The organism is Shewanella sp. SM95 (assembly GCF_025653595.1).
Classification (GTDB): Bacteria; Pseudomonadota; Gammaproteobacteria; order Enterobacterales; family Shewanellaceae; genus Shewanella; species Shewanella oncorhynchi.
In genome coordinates, this window is sequence record NZ_JAKKSE010000013.1 from 42,845 (window position 1) to 64,958 (window position 22,114).

Consider the following 22,114-nt stretch of genomic DNA (forward strand, 5'->3'; position numbering starts at 1 on the left):
CTAGCTAGCATGGTCATTCCGCTAAAATAGTCCTCAACTGGTATCGCTGGGCGAACTATTATAAGATCCCTGTCTGATGTTTATGTCTACTATTTGTTTATATTCGATATTTTAGCTATACATCTCACCCATATCCGCTGTTCGTTAACTAACATTAGATATTATGAATAAAAAGCGTAGACCCAGTCTTCAAGACGTTGCCGATCAAGTTGGGGTCACCAAAATGACGGTGAGTCGCTATTTAAAAAATCCAACAAGGGTGGCGCAAAGCACTCAAGAGAAGATTGCTGTCGCACTAGAAACCTTAGGTTATATTCCTAATCGCGCGCCGGAAATTTTAGCGCAAGCAACTAGTCGCGCCATTGGCGTGTTAGTGCCTTCGTTAACCAACCAAGTATTTGCTGAAGTGCTGCGCGGTATCGAGAATGTGACCGGCAAACGCGGTTATCAAACCATGCTGGCTCACTACGGGTATCAGGCCGAATTAGAAGAAGAGCGGGTGGCATCACTGCTCTCTTACAATATTGATGGCTTACTCTTGTCCGAAAGTTACCACACGCCGCGTACCGTGCGAATGATTGAAACGGCGGGCATTCCGGTCATCGAAATGATGGATAGCGTGTCGCCTTCGATTCAACAGTGTGTGGGTTTCGATAACACTGCGGCCGCATGCGAAATGGTTAAGGCCATGATTGCACAAGGCTATCGCCACATTGCCTACCTAGGCGCGCGCATGGATATTCGTACTCAGCTTAAGATGCGAGGCTACGAGTTAGCGATGCAGGAGGCTCAGCTTACACCTTTGGCGATGACCACAAATGAGGCCTCGTCGTTTTCCTTGGGGGCGTCGTTATTGCAACAAACATTAGCGAAATATCCCTATGTGGATAGCTTTTTTTGCACCAACGATGATTTGGCTGCGGGGGTGATATTTGAGTGTCAAAGACAAGGCATCAAGATCCCTGAACAAATTGGCGTTGCAGGGTTTCATGGCCATGATATTGGCCAATCTATGACGCCAAAATTGGCGAGCATTATTACGCCGAGAAAAGAGATAGGTCGAATTGCTGCCACTGAGCTATTAGACAGGCTAAATGGCAAAGAGATAGCAGAATCGGTTATCGACCTGGGCTATCGTATTGATTTAGGGGAAACACTGTAGACTTCCCCTCGTTCTTTCGCTTAACGACTTATGTTTGTCATCACAGGTTATCGTTAGAGAAACGCAGAGATGATGACTGCGACTATGCCGCCCGTCGTACCGATAATGGTCTCCATTACAGTCCAAGTTTGCAGTGTTTGTTTTTCTGACAATCCAAGAAAACGGTTAGCGAGCCAGAAGCCTGAGTCATTGACGTGTGAGAGCACAATCGAACCACCGCCAATGGCAATCGTAATTGCCGCCAATTGAGCACCATCTAAGTTTAGTGGTTCAAGTATTGGGATGATAAGGCCGCAAGCCGTTAACATGGCCACGGTTGCCGACCCTTGGATCACGCGCACCGAAGCCGACAAAATAAATGCCAGTATTACAATCGGTAATCCCGAACCTGCCAACATATTGCCTAATGCATCGCCGACACCCGAGTCAATCAGCACTTGCTTGAACACGCCGCCAGCACCGGTGACGAGAATAATGATCCCAGCAGGTTGTAACGCACTGCTACAGATTTCCATGATGCGCTCATTGGGAATATTGCGTCTCACGCCCAGTACATAGAATGCGATTAAACAGGCTAGCAAAATGGCGGTGAATGGATGACCTATCAAGGCGAGCCAATTATGCAGATCGGATTTTTCATCAATAAAGCGTGACACCACAGTCTTTAAACCGATAAGCAGCAGTGGGAACACCACAATACTGATTGATAGCGCAAATGAGGGGATTGGTCCACCTTCTCGTTCACCTTTTTCCTGCTGCTCGTGGGCAGGCAGCTCAACATGGACTTTTTGGGAGATGAGGCTGGCAAAGAGTGGGCCGCCTAGAATCATCGCCGGAATCGATGCCAATAAACCGAAGACTATCATGTAGCCAAAGTCGGCATTGAGCTGGGAAGCGACCAAAATAGGCCCCGGTGCAGGGATGAGAAATGCCTGACATGTGGCAATACCCGCGAGCAGTGAAATACCAATTTTAACGACGCTGCCGCCCCCTTTACGAACCACGGCAAAGGCGATGCCAATCAGCAGTACCACAGCAACGTCGAAGAAGAGGGGGAGCGCACAGATAAAGCCTGTAAAGGTCATGGCCCAGTGAGCTTTGTCGTTACCAAATTTATTCAGCAGTGTATGGGCTATCTGATCTAGCGCGCCAGTCTCTTCCATTACCCGGCCAAACATGGCTCCCAAAGCGACCACCACCGCAACAAAGCCCAGTGTTCCCCCCATACCTTGTTGAATCGTATTGGTAATATCAGCTGGGTTCATACCAGAGAAAAGGCCGGCAATGATCGACACCAGTATCAGTGATACTACTGCATGTAATCTCACTTTCATCACTAAGAACAGTAGCAGGGCGATTGAACCCAGTGCTGTCAGAATCAATGACATATCAGACATAAGAGGACTTTTCCTTGTTAGTTAAGTTGTCCACATTTTTGTAGGTTACCGGTAACATGTTACCCGTAATATGGTAGAGTGGGAAGTGACTAAATTCGAGAATTGGCATGAGGTTAACAAAGTGACTGAGAGAAAAAAAGGCAATAGCTATGTGTTCATGGGCGTCTCTAGTTGTGGCAAATCTTCGATTGGTGCCGCGGTCGCTGAGGCGTTAGAGACGAAATTTATCGATGGTGATGACCTGCATCCTAGAGCCAATATTATCAAGATGAAATCTGGCTCACCGCTCAATGATAGCGATCGTGCTCCTTGGCTTGAGCGCATCAACGACGCTGTGTATAGCATTGAGCAAAAGGGTGAAGAGGGGGTTATTGTCTGCTCTGCACTGCGTCGTCAGTATCGTGACTTAATCCGTCAGAACAACAGCAAGCTGGTGTTCATTCATCTATACGGAGATTTTGAATTAGTCAAAACACGCATGTTTGCCAGAAAAGCCCACTTCATGCCGATTGAGCTACTCAAGAGTCAGTTCGACACGCTGGAAATGCCCGCGACTGATGAAGCTGACGTTATCCAAGTGAGTATAGATGGCACTTTCGAAGAAGTCGTACAACGCTGTATTAATGCGATAAATGGCGAAGGGTAAGGTCAACGTTGGCCATTGAAGTCAAGCGCAAAGTCGTAATGCACATCGGCTTAAACCGCTCAATTTTTTAGAAAAAAAGCCACTCCAGAAACTAACTTGGAGTGGCGTAGAGATAATGGTAAGCCTGCGGTACCATCCAATGAGTGTTACGGCGAGCGTTTGTAGACGGAACGTGCGCCGCACCTCAGCCTCAAATAAGCTCACGCATATGAGCGATGACGCGAGCTGCCTATCCTGCTAAACATGATTTAACTCAACATGTGATTAGAACTGTCACTAAAGACTGTTACTCAAAATCGTCCTGCTTCATGCGACTAAGCAATGCCAAAGTAGAATGAGCGCTTTAGAAACCTTAGCTAACATCTCCTTTAGTCCTAAAAAAAGTAGTTAATCCCCACTGCGAAGCTGTTGTCTTCCTGTGCTTCGAGTGCAGGATCATCCATATCACTGAAATCTAGCTTCATCTCGGCAAACATCACAGTGTCGTTACTGTAGCGATAATGCAGCCCCAGCATGGCAAATTGGCGAGTCCATTGACCTTGAATCGGCGTAGCTACATCTGTGTCTAAATCTAAATAACTGAGTACAACCATAGGCACAAAACCGTTGTCGAATTGATAGGCCGTCATCAACTCGACACCAGTGGCGTCGTAGAGATCGCCGTTGACCAGTTCATTATTTTTACTTTTGTGAGCGTTAAAGCCCACATAGAGACCGTTGGCCTCACGTCCTTCGGCATAGTGATAGTAGTCACCATACATGGCACCAATGCCGACAATTTCATTGGTTTCATCGACTTGAGTATTGCCTAAGTGGCCTTCAAAATCGCCGCGGTTAAAACCTGCGAGTAGCTTAAATTTATCGGTTACCGCATAAGTGATACTGGCGCCGTAGCTGCTGTCAAAACTCAGTTCTGAGTTGGTCATCTCGCTACCGTCATCGTTCTTTAGGCTGACATCACCATTGGTTTTGGCGGCATATTGCAGGGCGATTTGTACTGGACCTAAATTATTACGGTAAATGAAGGCGGAATCGGCACGGCCTGTACCTGTGAGGCTGCCATCACCGAAGGTGTAAGCGCCAACGCTGTAACCTGCAAATACGTTCGGTAAATCTGTCGTGCCTGCGACATCGTAATAGGCACCCCATTGTTTACCGAAACTCAGGTTGCCCCATGTATCATGGGACATGCCAACATAACCTAAGCGGTTATAGAGAAAATCATCGGTTTTTTCGGCGGCGAGTTTGCCCCCTTGCATCACTAGCCCATCGTCGCTGGAGACCATGTTGATCCCCCATTCTGTGGTAGCAAAAGCGGTCCAACCATTTTTCTCGCTGCGCTCGAAGCTGAATCTTAGGCGTGACGAGTCGTCGATAACTGAAGTATCGTGGCTGTCATTTAATGCTGCAAACCCTAACCAACCCGTTAAATCTAAGGTATTTTTTTGATCTTTATAGAGTTCAACCGCCTGACTGCTGGTGGCCGTTAATAGCATAGGTAACACTAAAGCGAGACAAGTCTTATTCATAAATCCCCCGATAATGAGCAAGTATTCTCCAGGGGATCATAGGCTTGGCCTATGATCCCAGAGTTATCGTTAGTCGTGATGTGGATGTTGGTATTAATTGTTTCCGATCATGCGTTAGCCGTATTTAGGCTGGACGTGTGTCGGCAACAGGCGCTTGGTTTGAGATCACGCCGAAAATAGTCCAACCGAAGAAGGTGGCTATGGCGCCAAGCATCACTGCGGTTTCGCCAGAGCTGTACAAAGCATAGAAGCTATACAACGCACCGATTACGGCGATCACGTTGGCAACGCGGGCTTTATTGATAGGCACTTTTTGCTGTCTTTGCATTATGCCAAGCGCGGCCATAGATAAGATATAAGGCACAATGTTGGTGACGACGGCGAGGTTAACGAGTGCTTCGAACTGCTTACTCAGTGATGGGCTAATGGTCATCAGCGATAATGCTGTTTGGATCGAGACGATAATAGTCATGCCCCAAATTGGCGCATCGGCTTTGCTGACTTTAGAGAAAATTTTAGGAAAAAATCCTTCATCGGCAGAGGCTTTAAACACTTGGGCAATAGTGAACTGCCAACCTAAGAGTGATCCAGTACAGGAGATAATGGCGCAGGCCATCACGATTTTACCGACCACAGGATTAAACATTTGTGCGAAGGCTAAACCGAATGGCGCATTCGACATGGCAAGCTCGGCGTTTGGCACAATACCGGCAATGACGTTAGTGGAAACGATATAAATCACTGCTGCACCTAAGGTTCCGCCCATCACGGCGATAGGTACGTTTTTTTCTGGGTTATCGACGGCTTCGGAGTTTGCACAGGCCGATTCTAAACCGAGGAACGCCCACAAAGTCATAGCGATAGAACCGCCTAACGCTTTGAAGAATGGCATATCATGCGGGTTCCATGCACCTTTATAGAGGTCGATGTCAAACCAGAACCAACCAATTAAAGATACGCCAATCACTGGCAGAATAATTCCCCACACAGTCACGCTACTGACGCGACCCGTGATGCGGGCACCACCGAAGTTAGCAATGGTTGCCAACCAAAGTACACCAATGGTCGCAAGACAAATTGCCATCGGGCTTAAGTTAACTTCCAGCAACACGGCAGCGTAACCCACGGCAGAGATGGCAATCGCGACGTTGGCGATTAACAGCGAGACGGCATAGGTGTAGTTGGCCATAAAGTTGCCAGAACGGCCGAAGGCATACTCGGCATAACCGCCCATACCACCGGATTTTTTACTGAACATACCGCACTTAGCAAAGGCGAAGGCGAGGGCCGTTGACCCTGCAGCTGTTACTAACCAAGATAAAATGGAGATAGTACCGACTTGAGCTAATTGGGTTGGCAGCATAATAATGCCCGAACCCATCATGTTGACTATGGTGATAATAGTTAATTGGACGACGCCAATTTTATTTTCTGATTTACTCATACTAATAACCTAATTTAGGTGACTTATTATAGGAGGCATGAATTTGACTGCAGAGTGGGGTTAATAAACTCTGCAGTCAGTCTTCATTATTTATTTAGTACATAGCCCATTGCTTGAATTTTGCCGTCTGCGGTATTTTCGAGATAAACACCTTGCAGTTCTGGTGAGAATCCAGGTAATAGGTTGATGCCATCTTCAAGGGCAAGGAAATAACGCTGAACAGAACCGCCCCATATTTCACCTGGCACCATACATAACACGCCTGGTGGGTAAGGGAGCGCGCCTTCTGCTGCAATTCTTCCTTCAATTTGCGAGAGTGGGACTAATTCTACTTTGCCACGAATAAACTCTAGGTTTGCTTCCTGCGGGTCCATCACTTTTGTAGGGAAATGTGCTTTACGGAACATTTCTTTCTGCAGTTGTTTTACGTCATGGCTGACATAAAGATTGTGCATTTCTTGGCAGAGTTGACGGATAGAATAGTCTTTATAACGGGCTTTATTGGCGTTATAAACGTTAGGTAATACTTCAGATAATGGCGCATCTTCATCGACTAATTTCTCGAAACGAGATATTTGTGATACCAGATGTTGCATCTTGGCCATATCTTCCGCAGGTGTCATCAGGAATAAAATCGAATTCAAGTCGCACTTCTCTGGAATAATATTATTTTCCCGTAAGAAGTTAGCCAGAATAGTCGCTGGAATACCAAATTCGGTATATTTGCCTGTTTCAGCATCTATGCCCGGTGTTGTTAATAAGAACTTACAAGGGTCAACAAAGTATTGGCCTTTTTCATAACCTTCGAAGGAGTGCCATTTCTGACCAGGTTCGAATTCGAAGAAGCGTAAGTCATCGGCCATTTGTTCGGTTTCATAGTCTTGCCATAGGCGGCCATCGATCATTGTTGGCACGAATGGTTTGATATATTTACACTTTTTGAGCAATAGCTTACGTGCTTCGATACCCGCTTTTACCGCTTCGCGCCACAGATAACGACCGCTTGCGCCTTCATGCATTTTCGCATTTACATCTAGCGCCGCAAATAAAGGATAGAAGGGACTGGTAGAGGCATGCATCATAAAGGCGTTGTTGAAGCGTTTATGGTTGCAATATCTATCTTGGCCTTTGATATGTTTATCTTTTTTATGGATTTGCGAGGTTTGTGAGAAACCCGCCTGCTGTTTATGCACCGACTGAGTCACGATAATGCCTGGATCTTCAGCAGTCAGTTCGAGCAAGAGTGGTGAGCAGTCATTCATCATCGGGATGAACTGTTCATAACCCACCCAAGCCGAGTCAAATAAGACGTAGTCACAAAGATGGCCAATTTTATCAATCACTTGTCGAGCATTGTAGATGGTGCCGTCATAGGTGCCGAGTTGGATTATCGCCAAGCGGAATGGGCGTTTTTCATCGGCTCTTTCTGGCGCGACTTCACGAATTTGCTCTCTTAAATAGGACTCTTGAAAACAGTGGGCATCAATGCCACCAATAAATCCGAAGGGATTACGTGCCGTTTCTAAATAAACAGGTGTAGCACCTGCTTGAATTAATGCGCCATGGTGGTTTGATTTGTGGTTATTGCGGTCGAATAACACTAGGTCGCCTTTCGCTAACAGCGCATTAGTCGCGACTTTATTTGATGACGAAGTGCCGTTAAGTACGAAATAGGTTTTATCGGCATTAAAAACTTTGGCAGCGTATTTCTGTGCTTCCAGTGGAGCGCCTTCATGGATCAGTAAATCACCCAGTTTCACGTCGGCATTACACATATCCGCGCGGAAAATTGTTTCGCCAAAAAAGTCGAAGAATTGGCGGCCCACAGGGTGTTTACGGAAGAATTGTCCGCCTTGGTGACCAGGACAGGCAAAGGTAGAGTTACCCATTTCGACGTATTTTTTTAACGTACCGAAGAAAGGTGGCAATAGCGCTTGTTCATATTTACTTATTGCAGTCTCAACCTGTTTTCCGTAGAAGTCAGTGTTATCACCGCAGAGTTCAAATACCCCTGTAATCGATGAGCAAACATCATCAGGGAAGGTTTCTTCACAGCAAACTGAAACGAAAATGGGCAGTTTCAATCCGGTGTTTTTAATCTTTTCAACAATACCATTTCTAACATCATCAACAGAGACGACAGCCGCGCCCACATCGCAAAAATCTGTGGTTAATACATTGACAACTTCTCTGTCGATATCGAAACAAGATCTAACAGATAAGCTAGCGGCTACTTTTAATGATTTCATAGTTAATTTCCCTTTTACTTTATAAAAAATAGATACAAGTGTGCCTATATCTAATTAAAAACATTAATGGTATGAAATTAGATATAGCTATTCCGTGCGCAGATTAAATGTGGTTATGCCAAAGTTACGAAATAAATATGAGTAGAAATATATTTATTGAGCGTATGAATAGCTTAGCCGCAGTAAAACTGCACTGATAAAAGAATGCTTTGATTAAGGTGTTAGATAATAAACCAAATAAAAACAGTACGATAAGTGTTTGCACCTATTAGGGCAATAGCACTTTAGACCTGTTAATTGGCCTACTACCTACGCTAAGGTTAGCGGAGGAAGATAAAGGAGTGATCGAAATAGTCACGTTGACTAGGCATCATGATATGCCGTGTGCGCCTGATATGCGCCATAATTTTAGATTTCCTCTTCATATACGACTCCATTATGACTTAGAGAAAATGGTTAGGTTTTTATTACGTAATGAAGTTTATATGCGAGTTATAAATAAAATCATGACCTATGTCTTATTTTTAAATAATTAGCACGTCAATTTAACTTAAATTATCAATATTAAATGGAGTCAATCATGCTTAAGTATCTTTATCTAAATTATGAAAGTAAATATTGTCAGCATTATTTAAATAATATTATTTGCATAAAATATCTTATTTCAAATATCTAATCTTAATTTAAAGGCTGCTGTAATCATCATTCTGATTTATACCGCATTCCATATTTGCATTGTTATGCAGATATTTTCGTTACAAAATCATCTTCCTGCTTGAAAAATGCAAAAGTGATAACTTTTTTCTCACATTTGAGCATTTGGGGCAGAAAGTTGTCGTTTTAGGGCAGATGTTATTTTTTTGATTGACGTAAAGTGAGTCAGGTCGAACATGAATAGGAGATAGACATGAATAAAGGGTGGTTAGGGGCGAGTTTAGTGCTTGGGTTATTCGTTGGACAGGCAAGTGCTATGACATTAACGAGCAAAGATATGAGCGAGGGCAATAAACTGACATCGCAATTAGTGTTTAATGGCTTTGGTTGCCAAGGGGAAAATATTTCGCCGCAACTGACTTGGACTGACGTGCCCACAGGAACTAAAGCATTTGCAGTGACAGCTTATGATCCTGATGCACCAACGGGCAGCGGTTGGTGGCACTGGGCCGTATATAACTTACCCTTAGCGCAAACTTCGCTCGCACAAGGTGCGGGCTCGCATGTTGATGCACTGCCCAAAGGTGCTATTGCCTTGAAGAACGATTTTGGCACTACAAATTTTGGTGGCGCATGCCCGCCCCAAGGTCATGGCGTTCACAGGTATGAATTTACTGTGTGGGCATTACCCAGTGCTTTAGAATTGCCAAAGGATGCTAGCCCTGCCTTATTGGGCTTTATGCTCAGGGCACAAGCGCTCGGCAGCGCCAAGTTGACTGCGGTATATAATCGATAATCCATTGATAATTAGGCTGGTGTCATGATCCGTATGTTTGAATATGATTCGAAGCAGGCACAATCTTTATCTCAAGTCCCTGTACATCAGCCGTCGATTATTCGGGTTATCTATGGTGAAAAGTCTCTGCTCTGGCAAGATGAATCTGTTTTAGTAGGCCAAGGGCAGTTACTGTTAATTCCTGCTGGTTCGCATATTAGCTTTGTTAATCGACCTTTTCTTGGGCGTTATCGGGCGGTGCAGTTATTACTCCCCCACGATTTACCCCAAGGCATTTTATCAAGTGCTACCGATTGGCGTGACCCTATGCCAGTCCAAAATATATCACGCGCTGTGGACTTAGCTTGGAATGCGCTATTACAGAGTTTGACCTTGTCTCTGGCCGATCCTGTTCAACTGCATTATTTGGCTGCATTACTGTTAAGTTTGCCAGATAAACGCAGTGTGAACTGGTTGTATGGACACACCCAACGCAGCGTGACTCAAGCGGCCTTGGCCTTGATGAGTGTGAGTCCTTCGGCGTCATGGCAGCAGGAGGATATTGCCGACAAGTTACACATGAGCACGGCAAGCCTTAGGCGTAAATTGGCCTTAGAAGACACTAGTTTTAGGCAGTTACTGGTAGAAGTGCGGCTTTGTCATGGTTTAGCCATGTTGCAGAATTCGAGCGAGCCAGTATTGCAAGTGGCTTTGGCCTGTGGTTATCAATCTGCGGAAAAGTTTTCCTTACGTTTTAAGCAGCAATTTGGCCTGACCCCTGCGGCTTATCGTCGTACACTGTGAAGTGGCATGGGTGTATACCCAAACAACTTTAGGGTATTGGAGAAATATGATGGCGGATGAGCAATTTACTGACAGCGGATTTTGGAACAAGATCAAACTCTTTAGCCGTCAAGCAGGTAGAGAGGTCATCGAGCGGGCACTATGGCTTTATTATGCAGCGCAACAACCCAATACGCCTAAGTGGGCTAAGTCAGTCATCTACGGCGCTTTAGCGTATTTTGTTTTGCCTTTAGATGCGATTCCCGATCTGACTCCTTTAGTTGGCTTTACCGATGATTTAGGTGCCCTTGCCGCGGCCCTGACTATGGTGACCTTATATATCGATGATGAAGTGAAATCCCTTGCAGCGGATAAACTCACACTGTGGTTTGGAGATAAGCCAAGCGAACCTAAGACTTAAACCTATTGCGAGCGCAATCGCCTAAGTGATGCAAAATTGTGCTAAAAATATGATTTCATTAGGAGTCGTTGATTTGGTTTTGACTGAGATTTTCTGGGGTAAAAATATTTTTTTGCAAATGTTTCACTATTGCTTGATTGCGCTATATGCTAGCGCTGTTTTGTAAACCCCTTGTGTTTGTTTAGGCAGATAAATGAAAAATATTATGGTAGTGATCCTATGGCTTTTAGGTGTCTCTGCCGCTACCCCCGCGTTTGCCGATGAGGCCTCTCCGGAACAACTCGCCCGTCTTTACCTCGATTTTATGGCACAGAATAGTCGCCAGAGCGAAGCTTTGTGGCCCGGTTTTCGCCTTGAAGATAAAGTACACCTCTTTAGTTATGGTGGTAATGTCTGGCTTCGACAGCCTGGTGGCGAAATAATCCAAGATAACAGTGTGTTAGAGTCTGTCAATCTGCACTCTGGTCTATCGGTGAGCTTCGGCTTTCCACAATATAATGGCCAGCCAGGCGTATTGATCCAGCTCGAAGTGCCGAACATCCAATTTACTCGCGACACTAAGCCAACGGATTTAGCTTTTTTAATCTGGGCGAGCAATGGCTTGCATGAAGCCTTCCATTTTTATGCCCAATCCGAATGGCGAGTATTAGAAGACGGTAAGCGTTATGAGGGTGAGGTCTTTCCGCTCAACTTCGATGCTCGCTATTATCGTTTACAGTTATTTGATGCCTTAATGGCGGCGCTGGCACAACCCGAACAACAGTCATTACATCTTAGCTATGCTGCTTATTGGTTGCAGCAATGGCGCCAAATTGCGCCGAATGAAGATAGAGTCGGTTACATCAATGATCTCGTTGAAGGCAGCGCTAAGTATGTGGAATTGGCCGCAGGTGCGCGTGTATTGAGTCAAAATCAAACTTTACTTGGTTATCAGCAAATACTGACAAAATATGTGTATGACTATTATCAACAGCAGAAAATGTGGGTTGGTTGGACGGCTGAGGCGGCAAATATTGGCGCTCTGGCGGGCATATTGTTGGATAGCACTCAAGACCCTTATGTATGGAAAGAGTCGGTCATGTCGGGTATGTTGCCTGTGGATTTACTACTGAACCGCGTAAAGCCAGTATCCCCGTTAGACAAGAAAGACACTAAACAGAAGAAACAGCTGCAGGAGATGCTAGCGTATTACCCTGCCACTCAAGCAAAATTGTCTCAGTTGTTGTTGAATGTGCAGGATCCAAAAGTGCCGTTATTGGTTATGCCGAGCGTGAGCGATAGCAGCAGTTTTATTGATGTGGGTGACGTACGTTCTGGCTTTTATGTGGTGCCCTATCAAGAGGAAATGACTCAAGCTTATTTAGGGATGAGCGCGCAATTTAGTAACTTGTCAGTGAGTGGCAGTCCATTACTTGATGTTCCGGTACAAAATTTTTGTGAGGGCATTGAGGCGGCAACTCTGTTACCTTTAGCATTCCCCTTTCAGCGTGAGGGTCAGTATCTGGTATTCAACGAAGCGGAAGTCCATGGAACTATTAGGGTTTCTGCGAGTGTTGTTGATGGAAGAACCCTCTACTGTGCGATGAATTAATAATGAGAAAAAATCAGCTCGAATTTACCTACATGCGTGGCATTGCGATTATCTTTATCGTGCTTGGCCACAGTATTTACAACTCTGGTGAAGGTTTCCCGCTGTTGCTGGAAAACCTATTGCGCGGTGGCACGGCTTTGTTTGTGTTTATCTCAGGGTACTTTTTCCATCGTATTTTTTATAAGGATTTCGACTACAGCAAGTTTATGAAGAACAAAGTACAGAACGTACTTTATCCTTTTTTAGTCGTCTCTTTGATCGGTTTATTATGTTTGTGTTTGCGCTGGATTTTTATGGAGCACCAGTCGCTCGATAAACTCTTGCTGAGTATTTTTTATACGGTACGTAACGGTTATATCCTGTATCCGCATTGGTATATTCCATTCATTATGGCGGTATTTTTATTCTCGCCGATATTTTTATGGTTTATCCGTTGCTCACAGCAGATGCGCTGGACGCTATTTGTACTGAGTTGTGTGGTGGCTATTCTGCTGCATAGACCCATAGGCAACGTCAATTTCATCCACTCAGTGGTGTATTTTATGCCTTTCTATTTGATTGGTATTTTATATTCGCAAGATGAACATATTGTGACGCGCTTTGGGTCTATCTTTACTGCCCTCGCGATGATTTTTTTAGTGGTGAGCTTAGTCGAGCAAACTTACATAGTGCAGCATATTGGTAATTACCATAAGGCACCGTTTGAATATAACGGTATCGATTGGCAGTTTATTCAGAAACTTTGTTTATGTGTATTAGTACTGAATTTCTGTGAATGGTTGTCGGGACGAAGTCGTTTGCCTTGGTTAGTCGAAGTCGCTGAGATGAGTTTTGCAATTTTCTTTATTCATCCACTCTTCGATATGCTATTTAACACGGCTGCAACCGTAATGCGTTTCCGCTTCCCACCAGGTTCTGCTGTGACTAGCGTGCTCTTTTCCGCTGGGATTTTCATTTTCATGATGGTAGGCAGTATTATGACGGCTCGCTTTATCAAAAAGCGTCTGGGTAATCGTTCGCGTACTTATATCGGCTGGTAATCACTTTGGTTTATCATCACTAACACTAGGTGAAATTCAGTTTGAATTTATTTCCTAGTGTTAGGGTGTTTTTCATCTAAAAAAGTGGAGAACATAATGAATCCCAACATTACCCTACCGAGCCTCGGGCTCATCAGTTTGTCTTTTATCGCGTTGCCATCAATCGCCGCTCAAGTTGAGTCGCTATCCACCAAGACGCAGAATACTTTTTTCGCACAAATCGCGGCCCATTGTGGCCAAGCCTTTGCGGGAAAAGTGGTATCGGGTGACACGGCTGATTCGGCCTTTAGCGGCAAGTCGTTAATTATGCACGTGCGTGAATGTAGCGACACTGAGCTTAAGATCCCGTTCCATGTGGGTGATGACCACTCGCGTACTTGGGTGCTGACTAAAACGCAGCAAGGGCTTAAGTTGAAGCACGACCATCGCCATCAGGATGGAAGTGAAGATGCTGTGACCATGTATGGTGGCGACACTATGAATGACGGGACAGTACAGAAACAGTCCTTTCCCATTGATAGGGAATCTATCGATAACTTCGTCAAGAATGGACTCACTCAGTCGATTACCAATGTGTGGCACATGGAAATTACGCCAACGATTTTTAGTTACCAACTCACGCGAGAACAACGCAATTTTAAAGTCGATTTTGATCTTACCCAGCCAGTAGCATTACCACCCAAACCTTGGGGACACGACTAGTGTTGTTATTAAGCTAGCTCAAAATGGTGTTCATCACCTGCTTATGTTGCCCGTTTATGTGGATAACGACACTACGCGGGCTCAGCCTTGCATTAAACCCAGTCAAATCATTGTTTCCTAAACCGATTCAGTGAACAGAACTTTTATGGCTGTTTAAATATTGGACGATATGATGGGTTTCAGGCATAACCAGCACTATAAGCTTGTTCAGAGCCCTTATCATGGTGTAAGTCTCTCCCTCCTGAGCGTTATCATTTCGCATCCTCAAAGTAACACTTCGCAGATACTTTATCCTGTACATGGCGCTTTTTGAGATGACCGGCGACGATAACTGTACAGTTTCTTCCATTGCTTATTTGAGCCATGAAGCTTTTGCCTACTGACCGCTAAGTTATTGGGATGCTCTTATGCCATAACGCTGTGGCTTACTTAGGAGTGAAAAGCAATAAGGCACGTTTTCGACGAACAACTTCGTGGCAGGGCAGTGATAATGGCTAAGTCGCTAAACAAACGTGGACGGCCTTTCTTGCGCAACTTAACTTCGGCTTTCCACTTGTTTGTGGCGTCTTATCAATCCAGAAGGTGGGTGAACTGCGGTTGATTAAGGCTTGGTTGTATTGCTTCCAGTTAGTCGTTTTATAGCGAGGTTTCGGCTTGGTTGATGGCAAGTTACAGAGAGTTTTTAGCTGGCTTTAAGGATTTAGGTGCTCACTCGTGTATTTGGAATGTACTTATTTGGCGTGATGGTTCTTATATGGAGTAAAAGTTGGCGCAGGGCTAATCTTTTGCTCCATAGTCGAGAATACTTTTAGTGTTTAATCTATATTTCTTTTTGATTTACTCGGGTTGATAGCTCTGAAGCGCTTTCTTTGCGTTCGCTATATCGGTTCGTGAGGAAATCAACATTGCCCCTCAGGAGTAAAGTGAATTTCATCAATTCCTCCATAACATCAACTACGCGATCGTAGTAAGGCGAAGGTTTCATTCGGCCTGCCTCGTCAAACTCTAACCAAGCTTTTGCGATTGAAGACTGGTTGGGTATGGTGAACATGCGCATCCATCGTCCCAATATACGCATTTGGTTTAGTGTGTTGAAGGACTGTGAACCACCACTCACCTGCATTATTGCTAATGTCTTACCTTGTGAAGGCCGGACAGCACCTTCAGCCAAAGGGATCCAATCGATTTGGGCTTTCATAATACTGGTCATCGCACCGTGGCGTTCTGGTGAACACCACACCATACCTTCGCACCAACGTACCATTTCTCTTAGTTCCATGACTTTGGGATGACTGTCAGGCGCATCATCAGGAAGTGGAAGTCCAGAAGGGTTAAAAATACGCACCTCTGCGCCCATGTGTGTTAATAGTCGAGCGGCTTCTTCCGTCGTCAGTCGGCTATAGGAGCGTTCTCGTACTGAGCCATAAAGCATCAGTATTCTAGGCGGATGGGTTAGAGGAGTTAGATTAAAACAGTCCATATCCATGTTATTAACCATTAATTCTTGTTTGAGTGCTGGCATATCGTGGTTTAGTGGTTTCATGTGCGAACTCTTTGTCCCTGTTCATTAATGATGATTTCGCCATCTTCTTTGGTGAAAGGGCCTTGTTGTGCTTTGGTCAAAATATCAAGCACTGTCTCAGACGGGCGACAGAGTTTTGTGCCTCGCGGCGTAACGACGATAGGACGGTTAATTAAAATGGGATAAGTCAGCATAAAGTTAACCAGTTCTTCATCAGTAAATGTGTCTTCAGAAAGTCCTAGTCGTTCAAATGGTTCAACATTGTTGCGTAACAATGAACGCACAGAGATTTTCATCTCATTAATTAACTTAAGTAATTCATCGCGGGAGGGCGGCGTTTCTAAGTAGTGGATGATTTGGGGTTCGACTCCACTATTACGGATCAATGCTAAAGTGTTGCGCGATGTGCCACAGGCTGGATTGTGGTAAATCTTAATGCTGTCATCAATCATATTAGTCATAACATGTCTCTGATAAATAATCGCTTATAAATTTATCCATAGGCACTAAACAGATGCTCTAGTGCCCATGGACGAAGATTAGAAGGAGAGGCGCAGCGCCAGTGCCGCTAGGGTGACAAATAGCACAGGTAGCGTCATCACTATGCCGACGCGGAAATAATAACCCCAGGTAATATTGATATTTTTCTGCGCCAGTACATGCAGCCATAGCAGGGTTGCTAAACTGCCGATGGGGGTGATTTTAGGACCCAAATCGCTACCAATCACGTTAGCGTAAATCATGGCTTCTTTAATCACGCCGGTCGCATTGCTACCGTCTATCGAGAGGGCGCCAATTAACACCGTTGGCATGTTGTTCATGAGGGACGATAAAAACGCGACCAAGAAGCCCGTGCCCATAGTGGCAGCCCAAAGCCCTTGTTCTGCCAAGCTATTTAATACGCTTGATAGGTAATCGGTTAAGCCTGCGTTGCGAAGACCATAAACAACCAAATACATGCCGAGTGAAAAGATCACTATCTGCCATGGCGCGCCGCGCAGTACCTTAGTGGTATCTATGGCTTGGCCTTTTTTCGCGACAACAAACAGGATCAGGGCACCCACGGCAGCCACTAAACTCACGGGCACACCGAGCGGTTCTAAGCCAAAAAAGCCCACCAAGAGTAAGACTAATACGCCCCAACCGGTTTTAAAGGTGTTGAGGTCGCGAATGGCGGCCTTAGGTTCGCGTAGTTTTTGCAAGTCGTAGGTCGCGGGAATATCTTTGCGGAAAAACAGATGCAGCATGACTAAGGTGGCACTAATAGCAGCAATATCGACAGGCACCATCACAGAGGCGTATTCGTTAAAACCTATGTTGAAGAAGTCCGCTGAAACAATATTGACTAGGTTAGAGACAATTAACGGCAAACTTGCGGTATCGGCAATAAAACCCGCCGCCATTACAAAGGCTAAGGTTGCTCCGGCGCTAAAGCCCAGAGCCAGTAACATAGCAATCACTATGGGGGTGAGGATCAGCGCCGCGCCATCATTGGCAAACAATGCGGCAACAGTCGCGCCGAGTAATACTATGTAAGTAAAGAGTAAACGGCCACGACCTTTGCCCCAACGGGCCACATGCAGCGCGGCCCATTCGAAAAATCCCGACTCATCCAATAATAAACTGATGATGATCACGGCAATAAAGGTGGCGGTCGCATTCCAGACAATATTCCATACCACAGGAATATCCCCTAAGTGCACCACACCCAGTAGTAGGGCCAATACGGCGCCCAAGGTAGCACTCCAACCTATGCCTAACCCCTTAGGTTGCCAAATTACTAACACTATGGTGAGAACAAAAATTGCCCCAGCTAACCACATACAAGCTCCTAAAAGGGCAGAGACTGTCTACCCGTAATCATAAAATAATGCCCTCACCTAACGATATTGTCGGTGGGTCTGAATGATTTTTTATATGTGAATTTTCGTATATATCTTAGTATTGAACACTATACTCAAGCACCATTTTGACTAATGCATGAAACTTAAGGTGATCTTATATACGGATATTTACATATATGAAAATTCGTATATATTGTACAAGGTCTTTCCAAAAGATCCATAGCCATGAAAAATGAGTGTTGTTTCTTACCGCTCACAGCTTGCTGTTTGAATGAACCTTTAGGAAAGTTAACAAAAGGATCAAAATGTTTCTATTAGTTCAGTCTAAGGGCATCAATGATTAATCCAACCCAGTTTTTTAAATGTTTAGCCGATGAAACCCGCTTGCGTTGCATGATGTTGATCCAGCAAGAGGGGGAGCTCTGTGTCTGTGAATTGACCGAGGCATTGCAAGAGACCCAGCCTAAGATTTCGCGACATTTGGCCCAATTACGTAAATGCGGTTTATTAGTTGATCGCCGTCAGGGGCAATGGATTTTCTATCGTATCAATAATGACTTACCCGAATGGAGTCAGTTAGTGTTGAGTGAAGTTACCAACCAAAACACTGTATTCCTTGAAGAAAATATGCGTAATTTGTGCAAGATGGGCGGGCGTCCTGACCGTGCTAAAGCTTGCTGCTAGAAGACTAGCAGCAAAAATTTAACCTCAAATATACGTTTTTTCATATGTTTGCGTGTCTAAAGTTTTGCTTAATATTAAGGTGGCGTAACAATGCTGCAAATATTTTCAGATTTAGCAAGCTGGTTAACTTTTGATTTGATGGGTTTAGAGCCTAATACTAAGCTCGCCGACGCCATCCATTTTTTTATTGAAGATACCACTAAGATTTTTGCGCTCCTGTTGCTGATGATTTATGGCATCGCTTTGGTGCGGGCCTCGCTCAATGTCGAGCGGGTTCGGGATTACTTGGCGGGTAAAAATCGTTTTGTCGGTTACTTTATGGGATCGGGTTTTGGCGCTGTTACCCCATTCTGCTCATGTTCGAGTATTCCGGTTTTTTTAGGTTTCACTTCCGCGGGGATCCCCGTTGGGATCACTATGGCATTTCTGATCACTTCGCCGTTAATTAATGAAGTCGCCGTTCTGTTGCTTGTGAGTCTGTTGGGCTGGAAGTTTACTGTGATATACGTGCTGGTCGGCATGTCAGTGGGTATGTTGGCGGGGGCATTTTTGGACACGATCCGCGCTGAGCGTTGGCTGCAGTCCTTTGCCGCCAAAGCACTCGAGCAAGGAAAGGCACAAGCAAGTCACGATAATAGCGAGGGTATGACATCAACATCCATGACGTTAACGGAACGGCATGAATTTGCGAAAGGCGAGACCCTAGAGATTTTTGGCCGAGTGTGGAAATGGGTCATTATTGGGGTTGGGCTTGGCGCCGCACTCCATGGATTTGTGCCTGACGGTTGGATCGAAGCCCACTTAGGCGATGGTCAATGGTGGTCGGTTCCTGCGGCGGTATTGATTGGTATTCCTCTGTATTCCAATGCGACTGGGGTTATTCCTATCATGGAGAGCCTTATCACTAATGGCTTGCCCGTAGGGACGACATTGGCATTTTGTATGTCTACGGTTGCCGCCAGTTTTCCCGAGTTCATTTTGCTCAAGCAGGTGATGCAATGGCGTTTGCTGGCCATCGTTTTTGCTATTTTATTGATTTCATTCACCTTAATCGGTTGGATCTTTAACGCTATAGGTCCCATTCTGTGAGAATTATAAAAATGTTAAATATCAAAGCATTAGGTAGTGGATGCGCTAAATACACTAAAACCGCTGAGATTATTACCGCCATTGCCAACGAGAAGGGCATTAGCGCGGCTATATCGAACAGATAACGCTTTAATCTTAAAAAAATAATATAAAACACCTAATATAAAACTGAGTGTGAAGGATGCAGGTATGACAATCAAAATCGGGATAAATGGCTTTGGCCGTATGGGACGTTTAGCATTGCGCGCTGCTTGGAGCTGGGAAGAGGTTGAGTTTGTGCAGATTAATGATCCCGCAGGGGATGCGGCGACCTTAGCCCATTTGCTGACATTCGACTCTGTGCATGGTCGCTGGCAGTACGAAGCCAATGCCGATGGTGATGACATCATTATCGATGGCAAGCGTATTCGCTGTACACGCAACAAAACCATCGCCGAAACCGATTGGTCCGCCTGCGATGTGGTGATTGAAGCCTCGGGTAAGATGAAAACCAAAGAAGTGCTGCAAGCTTATTTAGATCAAGGCGTTAAACGCGTTGTGGTCACAGCGCCTGTTAAAGAAGAGGGCGTGTTAAACGTTGTCATGGGGGTGAATCATCAACTCTATGACAAAGCCATTCATCCGATTGTGACTGCGGCCTCCTGTACTACTAACTGTTTGGCGCCAATCGTCAAAGTGATCCACGAAAACCTCGGCATAGTGCATGGTTCCATGACGACTATTCACGATATTACCAACACTCAAACTATTTTAGATGCGCCGCATAAAGATCTCCGCCGTGCACGGGCCTGTGGTTTAAGCCTTATCCCTACGACAACAGGCTCAGCGACGGCCATTACCCATATTTTCCCTGAACTCAAAGGTAAGCTTAACGGCCATGCGGTGCGGGTGCCATTAGCGAACGCCTCATTAACCGATTGCGTGTTCGAGGTGAGTCGCAAAACGACCGAAGCTGAAGTCAATCGCCTGTTAAAAGAAGCGGCAGACGGACCGCTAAAAGGTATTTTAGGTTATGAGGAACGACCGTTAGTCTCGGTTGATTATAAAACCGATCCGCGTTCGAGCATTATCGATGCGCTATCGACCATGATTATCAATGGCACTCAGGTCAAACTCTACGCTTGGTATGACAACGAGTGGGGTTATGCCAATCGCACCGTCGAACTGGCCCGCATGGTCGGTCTGATGGATAAGGCATAGGCTTTATGGCTAAGCTGACAGGGTTCTTGTCTAACATATCACCCGAGATCCGCCAGTATTTGGTGGTCACAGGCAACTATTGGGCATTCACGCTTACCGATGGCGCATTACGTATGTTAGTGGTGCTCCATTTCCATGGATTAGGTTATAGCCCGCTGCAAATTGCCATGCTATTCCTCTTCTATGAAATCTTTGGGGTGGTAACGAACTTAGTCGGCGGCTGGCTTGGGGCGCGTTTAGGCTTAAATAAGACCATGAATGTGGGCCTATTTATGCAGATTGTCGCCCTTAGCATGCTGCTTGTGCCTAGCGGTATGCTGACGGTTGCTTGGGTGATGGCAGCACAGGCCTTGTCGGGTATCGCTAAAGATCTCAATAAAATGAGCGCTAAAAGCAGTATCAAGTTGTTGGTGCCCAATGATGCTCAGGGTGAGCTGTATAAGTGGGTTGCCATGCTCACTGGCTCCAAAAATGCGCTAAAGGGCGCGGGGTTCTTCTTGGGCGGTGCCTTACTGACCCTGTTTGGATTCCAGCAGGCCGTGTTAGGCATGGCGATTGGCCTATTGCTGGTGTGGATTTTTAGTCTGTTAAGTTTACAGCGCGATTTAGGTAAAGCCAAAAACAAACCTAAGTTCACGGAAATTTTCTCTAAGAGTCCGGCGGTAAACACGCTTTCTGCCGCACGCATGTTTTTGTTTGGTGCGCGGGATGTGTGGTTTGTGGTGGCTTTACCCGTTTATTTGGCCTCAACCTTTGGTTGGGGTCATTGGTATGTCGGCGGTTTTCTCGCACTCTGGGTGATAGGTTATGGCATAGTGCAAGGCTTTGCACCTCGATTGACGGGGACAAAGTCGGCGGGCAAAAACAAGGTTCCCGATGGACGTAGCGCCTTAGGTTGGGCGGCGATATTGAGCATAGTGCCGGCAGGCATTGCGCTGGCGATAAGTTATGACTTCCATGCCGCGAATATACTGATTTGGGGATTGATGCTGTTTGGCGCCTTATTCGCGATCAACTCTTCATTACACAGTTATCTTATCGTCAGTTATGCGGATGAAGATGGCGTATCGTTAGATGTGGGTTTTTACTACATGGCTAATGCTATGGGGCGTTTGATCGGGACTGTGTTGTCTGGCTGGGTGTATCAAGTGTATGGCATGGCGGCTTGTCTGTGGATATCGGCGGCATTTATTGCGTTAGCGGCGCTTATCTCAATCAAACTACCTCGGCATAAAGCGATATCAGATGGTGCTTAATACTTACCTAAGCTATCCCTGAGTTGTTGCGGTTGTTTTTATTCAATACCCACCAAAGTATGGTGGGTATTTTAATCACTCTGATGTTAACTGAAGTTTTTTGATTTTGAGCAAACAACTCTCTAT

Annotated in this window: 21 protein-coding genes and 1 pseudogene; 13 read left to right on the top strand and 9 right to left on the bottom strand. The window is 45.3% G+C overall.

Going from position 1 to position 22,114, the window contains the following annotated elements:
• Positions 1–163 precede the first annotated feature (163 nt).
• Complete coding sequence (gene gntR, locus L5M29_RS14470; RefSeq protein WP_168826035.1) at positions 164–1,162, top strand: gluconate operon transcriptional repressor GntR; 999 nt, start codon at positions 164–166, stop codon at positions 1,160–1,162.
• Positions 1,163–1,215: 53 nt separating this feature from the next.
• On the opposite strand, the gene gntU is transcribed toward gntR, so the two are convergent.
• A complete protein-coding gene (gene gntU / locus L5M29_RS14475) occupies positions 1,216–2,559 on the bottom strand; it encodes a gluconate transporter (protein ID WP_105250511.1) in 1,344 nt (447 codons plus the stop codon).
• 85 nt (positions 2,560–2,644) lie between these two features.
• Between gntU and L5M29_RS14480 the strand changes: the two genes are divergently transcribed.
• Complete coding sequence (locus L5M29_RS14480) at positions 2,645–3,205, top strand: gluconokinase (protein ID WP_263168381.1); 561 nt, start codon at positions 2,645–2,647, stop codon at positions 3,203–3,205.
• Positions 3,206–3,579: 374 nt separating this feature from the next.
• Here L5M29_RS14480 and L5M29_RS14485 read toward each other — a convergent pair whose 3' ends face one another.
• From L5M29_RS14485 to speFL, 4 genes are all read right to left on the bottom strand, one after another.
• Entirely contained in the window at positions 3,580–4,734 is a 1,155-nt protein-coding gene (locus L5M29_RS14485) for a porin (protein WP_263168383.1), read from the bottom strand.
• Positions 4,735–4,858: 124 nt separating this feature from the next.
• Positions 4,859–6,178, bottom strand: coding sequence for a putrescine-ornithine antiporter (gene potE, locus L5M29_RS14490; RefSeq protein WP_105250509.1), 1,320 nt, complete (start codon positions 6,176–6,178; stop codon positions 4,859–4,861).
• A gap of 86 nt (positions 6,179–6,264) precedes the next feature.
• A complete protein-coding gene (gene speF / locus L5M29_RS14495; protein WP_263168384.1) occupies positions 6,265–8,427 on the bottom strand; it encodes an ornithine decarboxylase SpeF in 2,163 nt (720 codons plus the stop codon).
• A gap of 320 nt (positions 8,428–8,747) precedes the next feature.
• A complete protein-coding gene (speFL, locus tag L5M29_RS23800; protein WP_100199882.1) occupies positions 8,748–8,864 on the bottom strand; it encodes a leader peptide SpeFL in 117 nt (38 codons plus the stop codon).
• Between the two features lie 470 nt (positions 8,865–9,334).
• On the opposite strand from speFL, the gene L5M29_RS14500 reads away from it, so the two are divergent.
• The 6 genes from L5M29_RS14500 (at position 9,335) to L5M29_RS14525 (ending at position 14,393) form a co-directional block, all read left to right on the top strand.
• Positions 9,335–9,877 (top strand): YbhB/YbcL family Raf kinase inhibitor-like protein, encoded by a 543-nt coding sequence (locus L5M29_RS14500; protein WP_113941436.1) that lies wholly within the window; start codon positions 9,335–9,337, stop codon positions 9,875–9,877.
• A gap of 24 nt (positions 9,878–9,901) precedes the next feature.
• The gene (locus L5M29_RS14505) at positions 9,902–10,660 is read left to right on the top strand and encodes a helix-turn-helix transcriptional regulator (RefSeq protein WP_113941435.1); all 759 of its coding nucleotides are present in this window, start codon (positions 9,902–9,904) and stop codon (positions 10,658–10,660) included.
• 49 nt (positions 10,661–10,709) lie between these two features.
• On the top strand, positions 10,710–11,060 hold the full coding sequence (locus L5M29_RS14510; protein ID WP_263168460.1) for a YkvA family protein: 351 nt from the start codon (positions 10,710–10,712) through the stop codon (positions 11,058–11,060).
• Positions 11,061–11,253: 193 nt separating this feature from the next.
• Positions 11,254–12,651 carry a hypothetical protein gene (locus tag L5M29_RS14515; RefSeq protein ID WP_105250504.1) on the top strand — a complete coding sequence of 466 codons (1,398 nt, stop codon included), beginning with the start codon at positions 11,254–11,256 and terminating at the stop codon, positions 12,649–12,651.
• A gap of 2 nt (positions 12,652–12,653) precedes the next feature.
• Positions 12,654–13,691, top strand: a complete 1,038-nt coding sequence (locus L5M29_RS14520) for an acyltransferase family protein (protein WP_263168387.1) — start codon at positions 12,654–12,656, stop codon at positions 13,689–13,691.
• A 96-nt stretch (positions 13,692–13,787) separates the two neighbouring features.
• Positions 13,788–14,393: a hypothetical protein gene (locus tag L5M29_RS14525; RefSeq protein ID WP_263168389.1), complete on the top strand. Its 606-nt coding sequence runs from the start codon at positions 13,788–13,790 to the stop codon at positions 14,391–14,393.
• A gap of 127 nt (positions 14,394–14,520) precedes the next feature.
• Here L5M29_RS14525 and L5M29_RS14530 read toward each other — a convergent pair.
• The 4 genes and pseudogenes from L5M29_RS14530 to L5M29_RS14545 form a co-directional block, all read right to left on the bottom strand.
• A pseudogene (locus L5M29_RS14530) lies at positions 14,521–15,061 on the bottom strand (transposase).
• A 152-nt stretch (positions 15,062–15,213) separates the two neighbouring features.
• Positions 15,214–15,936, bottom strand: a complete 723-nt coding sequence (gene arsH / locus L5M29_RS14535) for an arsenical resistance protein ArsH (RefSeq protein WP_311981122.1) — start codon at positions 15,934–15,936, stop codon at positions 15,214–15,216.
• Entirely contained in the window at positions 15,933–16,367 is a 435-nt protein-coding gene (gene arsC, locus L5M29_RS14540) for a glutaredoxin-dependent arsenate reductase (RefSeq protein WP_198573266.1), read from the bottom strand. The genes arsH and arsC overlap by 4 nt, the downstream gene beginning before the upstream one ends.
• A gap of 87 nt (positions 16,368–16,454) precedes the next feature.
• The gene (locus tag L5M29_RS14545; protein WP_263168391.1) at positions 16,455–17,738 is read right to left on the bottom strand and encodes an arsenic transporter; all 1,284 of its coding nucleotides are present in this window, start codon (positions 17,736–17,738) and stop codon (positions 16,455–16,457) included.
• 357 nt (positions 17,739–18,095) lie between these two features.
• On the opposite strand from L5M29_RS14545, the gene L5M29_RS14550 reads away from it, so the two are divergent.
• The 5 genes from L5M29_RS14550 to arsJ all read left to right on the top strand — a co-directional run bounded on the left by L5M29_RS14550 (position 18,096) and on the right by arsJ (position 21,988).
• The gene (locus L5M29_RS14550; RefSeq protein ID WP_105250495.1) at positions 18,096–18,443 is read left to right on the top strand and encodes a metalloregulator ArsR/SmtB family transcription factor; all 348 of its coding nucleotides are present in this window, start codon (positions 18,096–18,098) and stop codon (positions 18,441–18,443) included.
• Between the two features lie 90 nt (positions 18,444–18,533).
• Positions 18,534–19,532 (top strand): permease, encoded by a 999-nt coding sequence (locus L5M29_RS14555; protein ID WP_263168392.1) that lies wholly within the window; start codon positions 18,534–18,536, stop codon positions 19,530–19,532.
• An 11-nt stretch (positions 19,533–19,543) separates the two neighbouring features.
• Positions 19,544–19,657 carry a thioredoxin family protein gene (locus tag L5M29_RS14560; protein WP_263168394.1) on the top strand — a complete coding sequence of 38 codons (114 nt, stop codon included), beginning with the start codon at positions 19,544–19,546 and terminating at the stop codon, positions 19,655–19,657.
• Positions 19,658–19,721: 64 nt separating this feature from the next.
• The gene (locus L5M29_RS14565) at positions 19,722–20,732 is read left to right on the top strand and encodes an ArsJ-associated glyceraldehyde-3-phosphate dehydrogenase (RefSeq protein WP_263168396.1); all 1,011 of its coding nucleotides are present in this window, start codon (positions 19,722–19,724) and stop codon (positions 20,730–20,732) included.
• 5 nt (positions 20,733–20,737) lie between these two features.
• On the top strand, positions 20,738–21,988 hold the full coding sequence (arsJ, locus tag L5M29_RS14570; protein WP_263168397.1) for an organoarsenical effux MFS transporter ArsJ: 1,251 nt from the start codon (positions 20,738–20,740) through the stop codon (positions 21,986–21,988).
• Positions 21,989–22,114 lie beyond the last annotated feature (126 nt).

Bases quoted from the DNA above. Each gene is read 5' to 3' on its own strand.
- gntR (WP_168826035.1), top strand. From the start codon at position 164: ATGAATAAAAAGCGTAGACCCAGTCTTCAAGACGTTGCCGATCAAGTT.
- gntU (WP_105250511.1), bottom strand. From the start codon at position 2,559: ATGTCTGATATGTCATTGATTCTGACAGCACTGGGTTCAATCGCCCTG.
- L5M29_RS14485 (WP_263168383.1), bottom strand. From the start codon at position 4,734: ATGAATAAGACTTGTCTCGCTTTAGTGTTACCTATGCTATTAACGGCC.
- potE (WP_105250509.1), bottom strand. From the start codon at position 6,178: ATGAGTAAATCAGAAAATAAAATTGGCGTCGTCCAATTAACTATTATC.
- speF (WP_263168384.1), bottom strand. From the start codon at position 8,427: ATGAAATCATTAAAAGTAGCCGCTAGCTTATCTGTTAGATCTTGTTTC.
- speFL (WP_100199882.1), bottom strand. From the start codon at position 8,864: ATGGAGTCGTATATGAAGAGGAAATCTAAAATTATGGCGCATATCAGG.
- L5M29_RS14500 (WP_113941436.1), top strand. From the start codon at position 9,335: ATGAATAAAGGGTGGTTAGGGGCGAGTTTAGTGCTTGGGTTATTCGTT.
- L5M29_RS14505 (WP_113941435.1), top strand. From the start codon at position 9,902: ATGATCCGTATGTTTGAATATGATTCGAAGCAGGCACAATCTTTATCT.
- L5M29_RS14510 (WP_263168460.1), top strand. From the start codon at position 10,710: ATGGCGGATGAGCAATTTACTGACAGCGGATTTTGGAACAAGATCAAA.
- L5M29_RS14515 (WP_105250504.1), top strand. From the start codon at position 11,254: ATGAAAAATATTATGGTAGTGATCCTATGGCTTTTAGGTGTCTCTGCC.
- L5M29_RS14520 (WP_263168387.1), top strand. From the start codon at position 12,654: ATGAGAAAAAATCAGCTCGAATTTACCTACATGCGTGGCATTGCGATT.
- L5M29_RS14525 (WP_263168389.1), top strand. From the start codon at position 13,788: ATGAATCCCAACATTACCCTACCGAGCCTCGGGCTCATCAGTTTGTCT.
- arsH (WP_311981122.1), bottom strand. From the start codon at position 15,936: ATGAAACCACTAAACCACGATATGCCAGCACTCAAACAAGAATTAATG.
- arsC (WP_198573266.1), bottom strand. From the start codon at position 16,367: ATGATTGATGACAGCATTAAGATTTACCACAATCCAGCCTGTGGCACA.
- L5M29_RS14545 (WP_263168391.1), bottom strand. From the start codon at position 17,738: ATGTGGTTAGCTGGGGCAATTTTTGTTCTCACCATAGTGTTAGTAATT.
- L5M29_RS14550 (WP_105250495.1), top strand. From the start codon at position 18,096: ATGATTAATCCAACCCAGTTTTTTAAATGTTTAGCCGATGAAACCCGC.
- L5M29_RS14555 (WP_263168392.1), top strand. From the start codon at position 18,534: ATGCTGCAAATATTTTCAGATTTAGCAAGCTGGTTAACTTTTGATTTG.
- L5M29_RS14560 (WP_263168394.1), top strand. From the start codon at position 19,544: ATGTTAAATATCAAAGCATTAGGTAGTGGATGCGCTAAATACACTAAA.
- L5M29_RS14565 (WP_263168396.1), top strand. From the start codon at position 19,722: ATGACAATCAAAATCGGGATAAATGGCTTTGGCCGTATGGGACGTTTA.
- arsJ (WP_263168397.1), top strand. From the start codon at position 20,738: ATGGCTAAGCTGACAGGGTTCTTGTCTAACATATCACCCGAGATCCGC.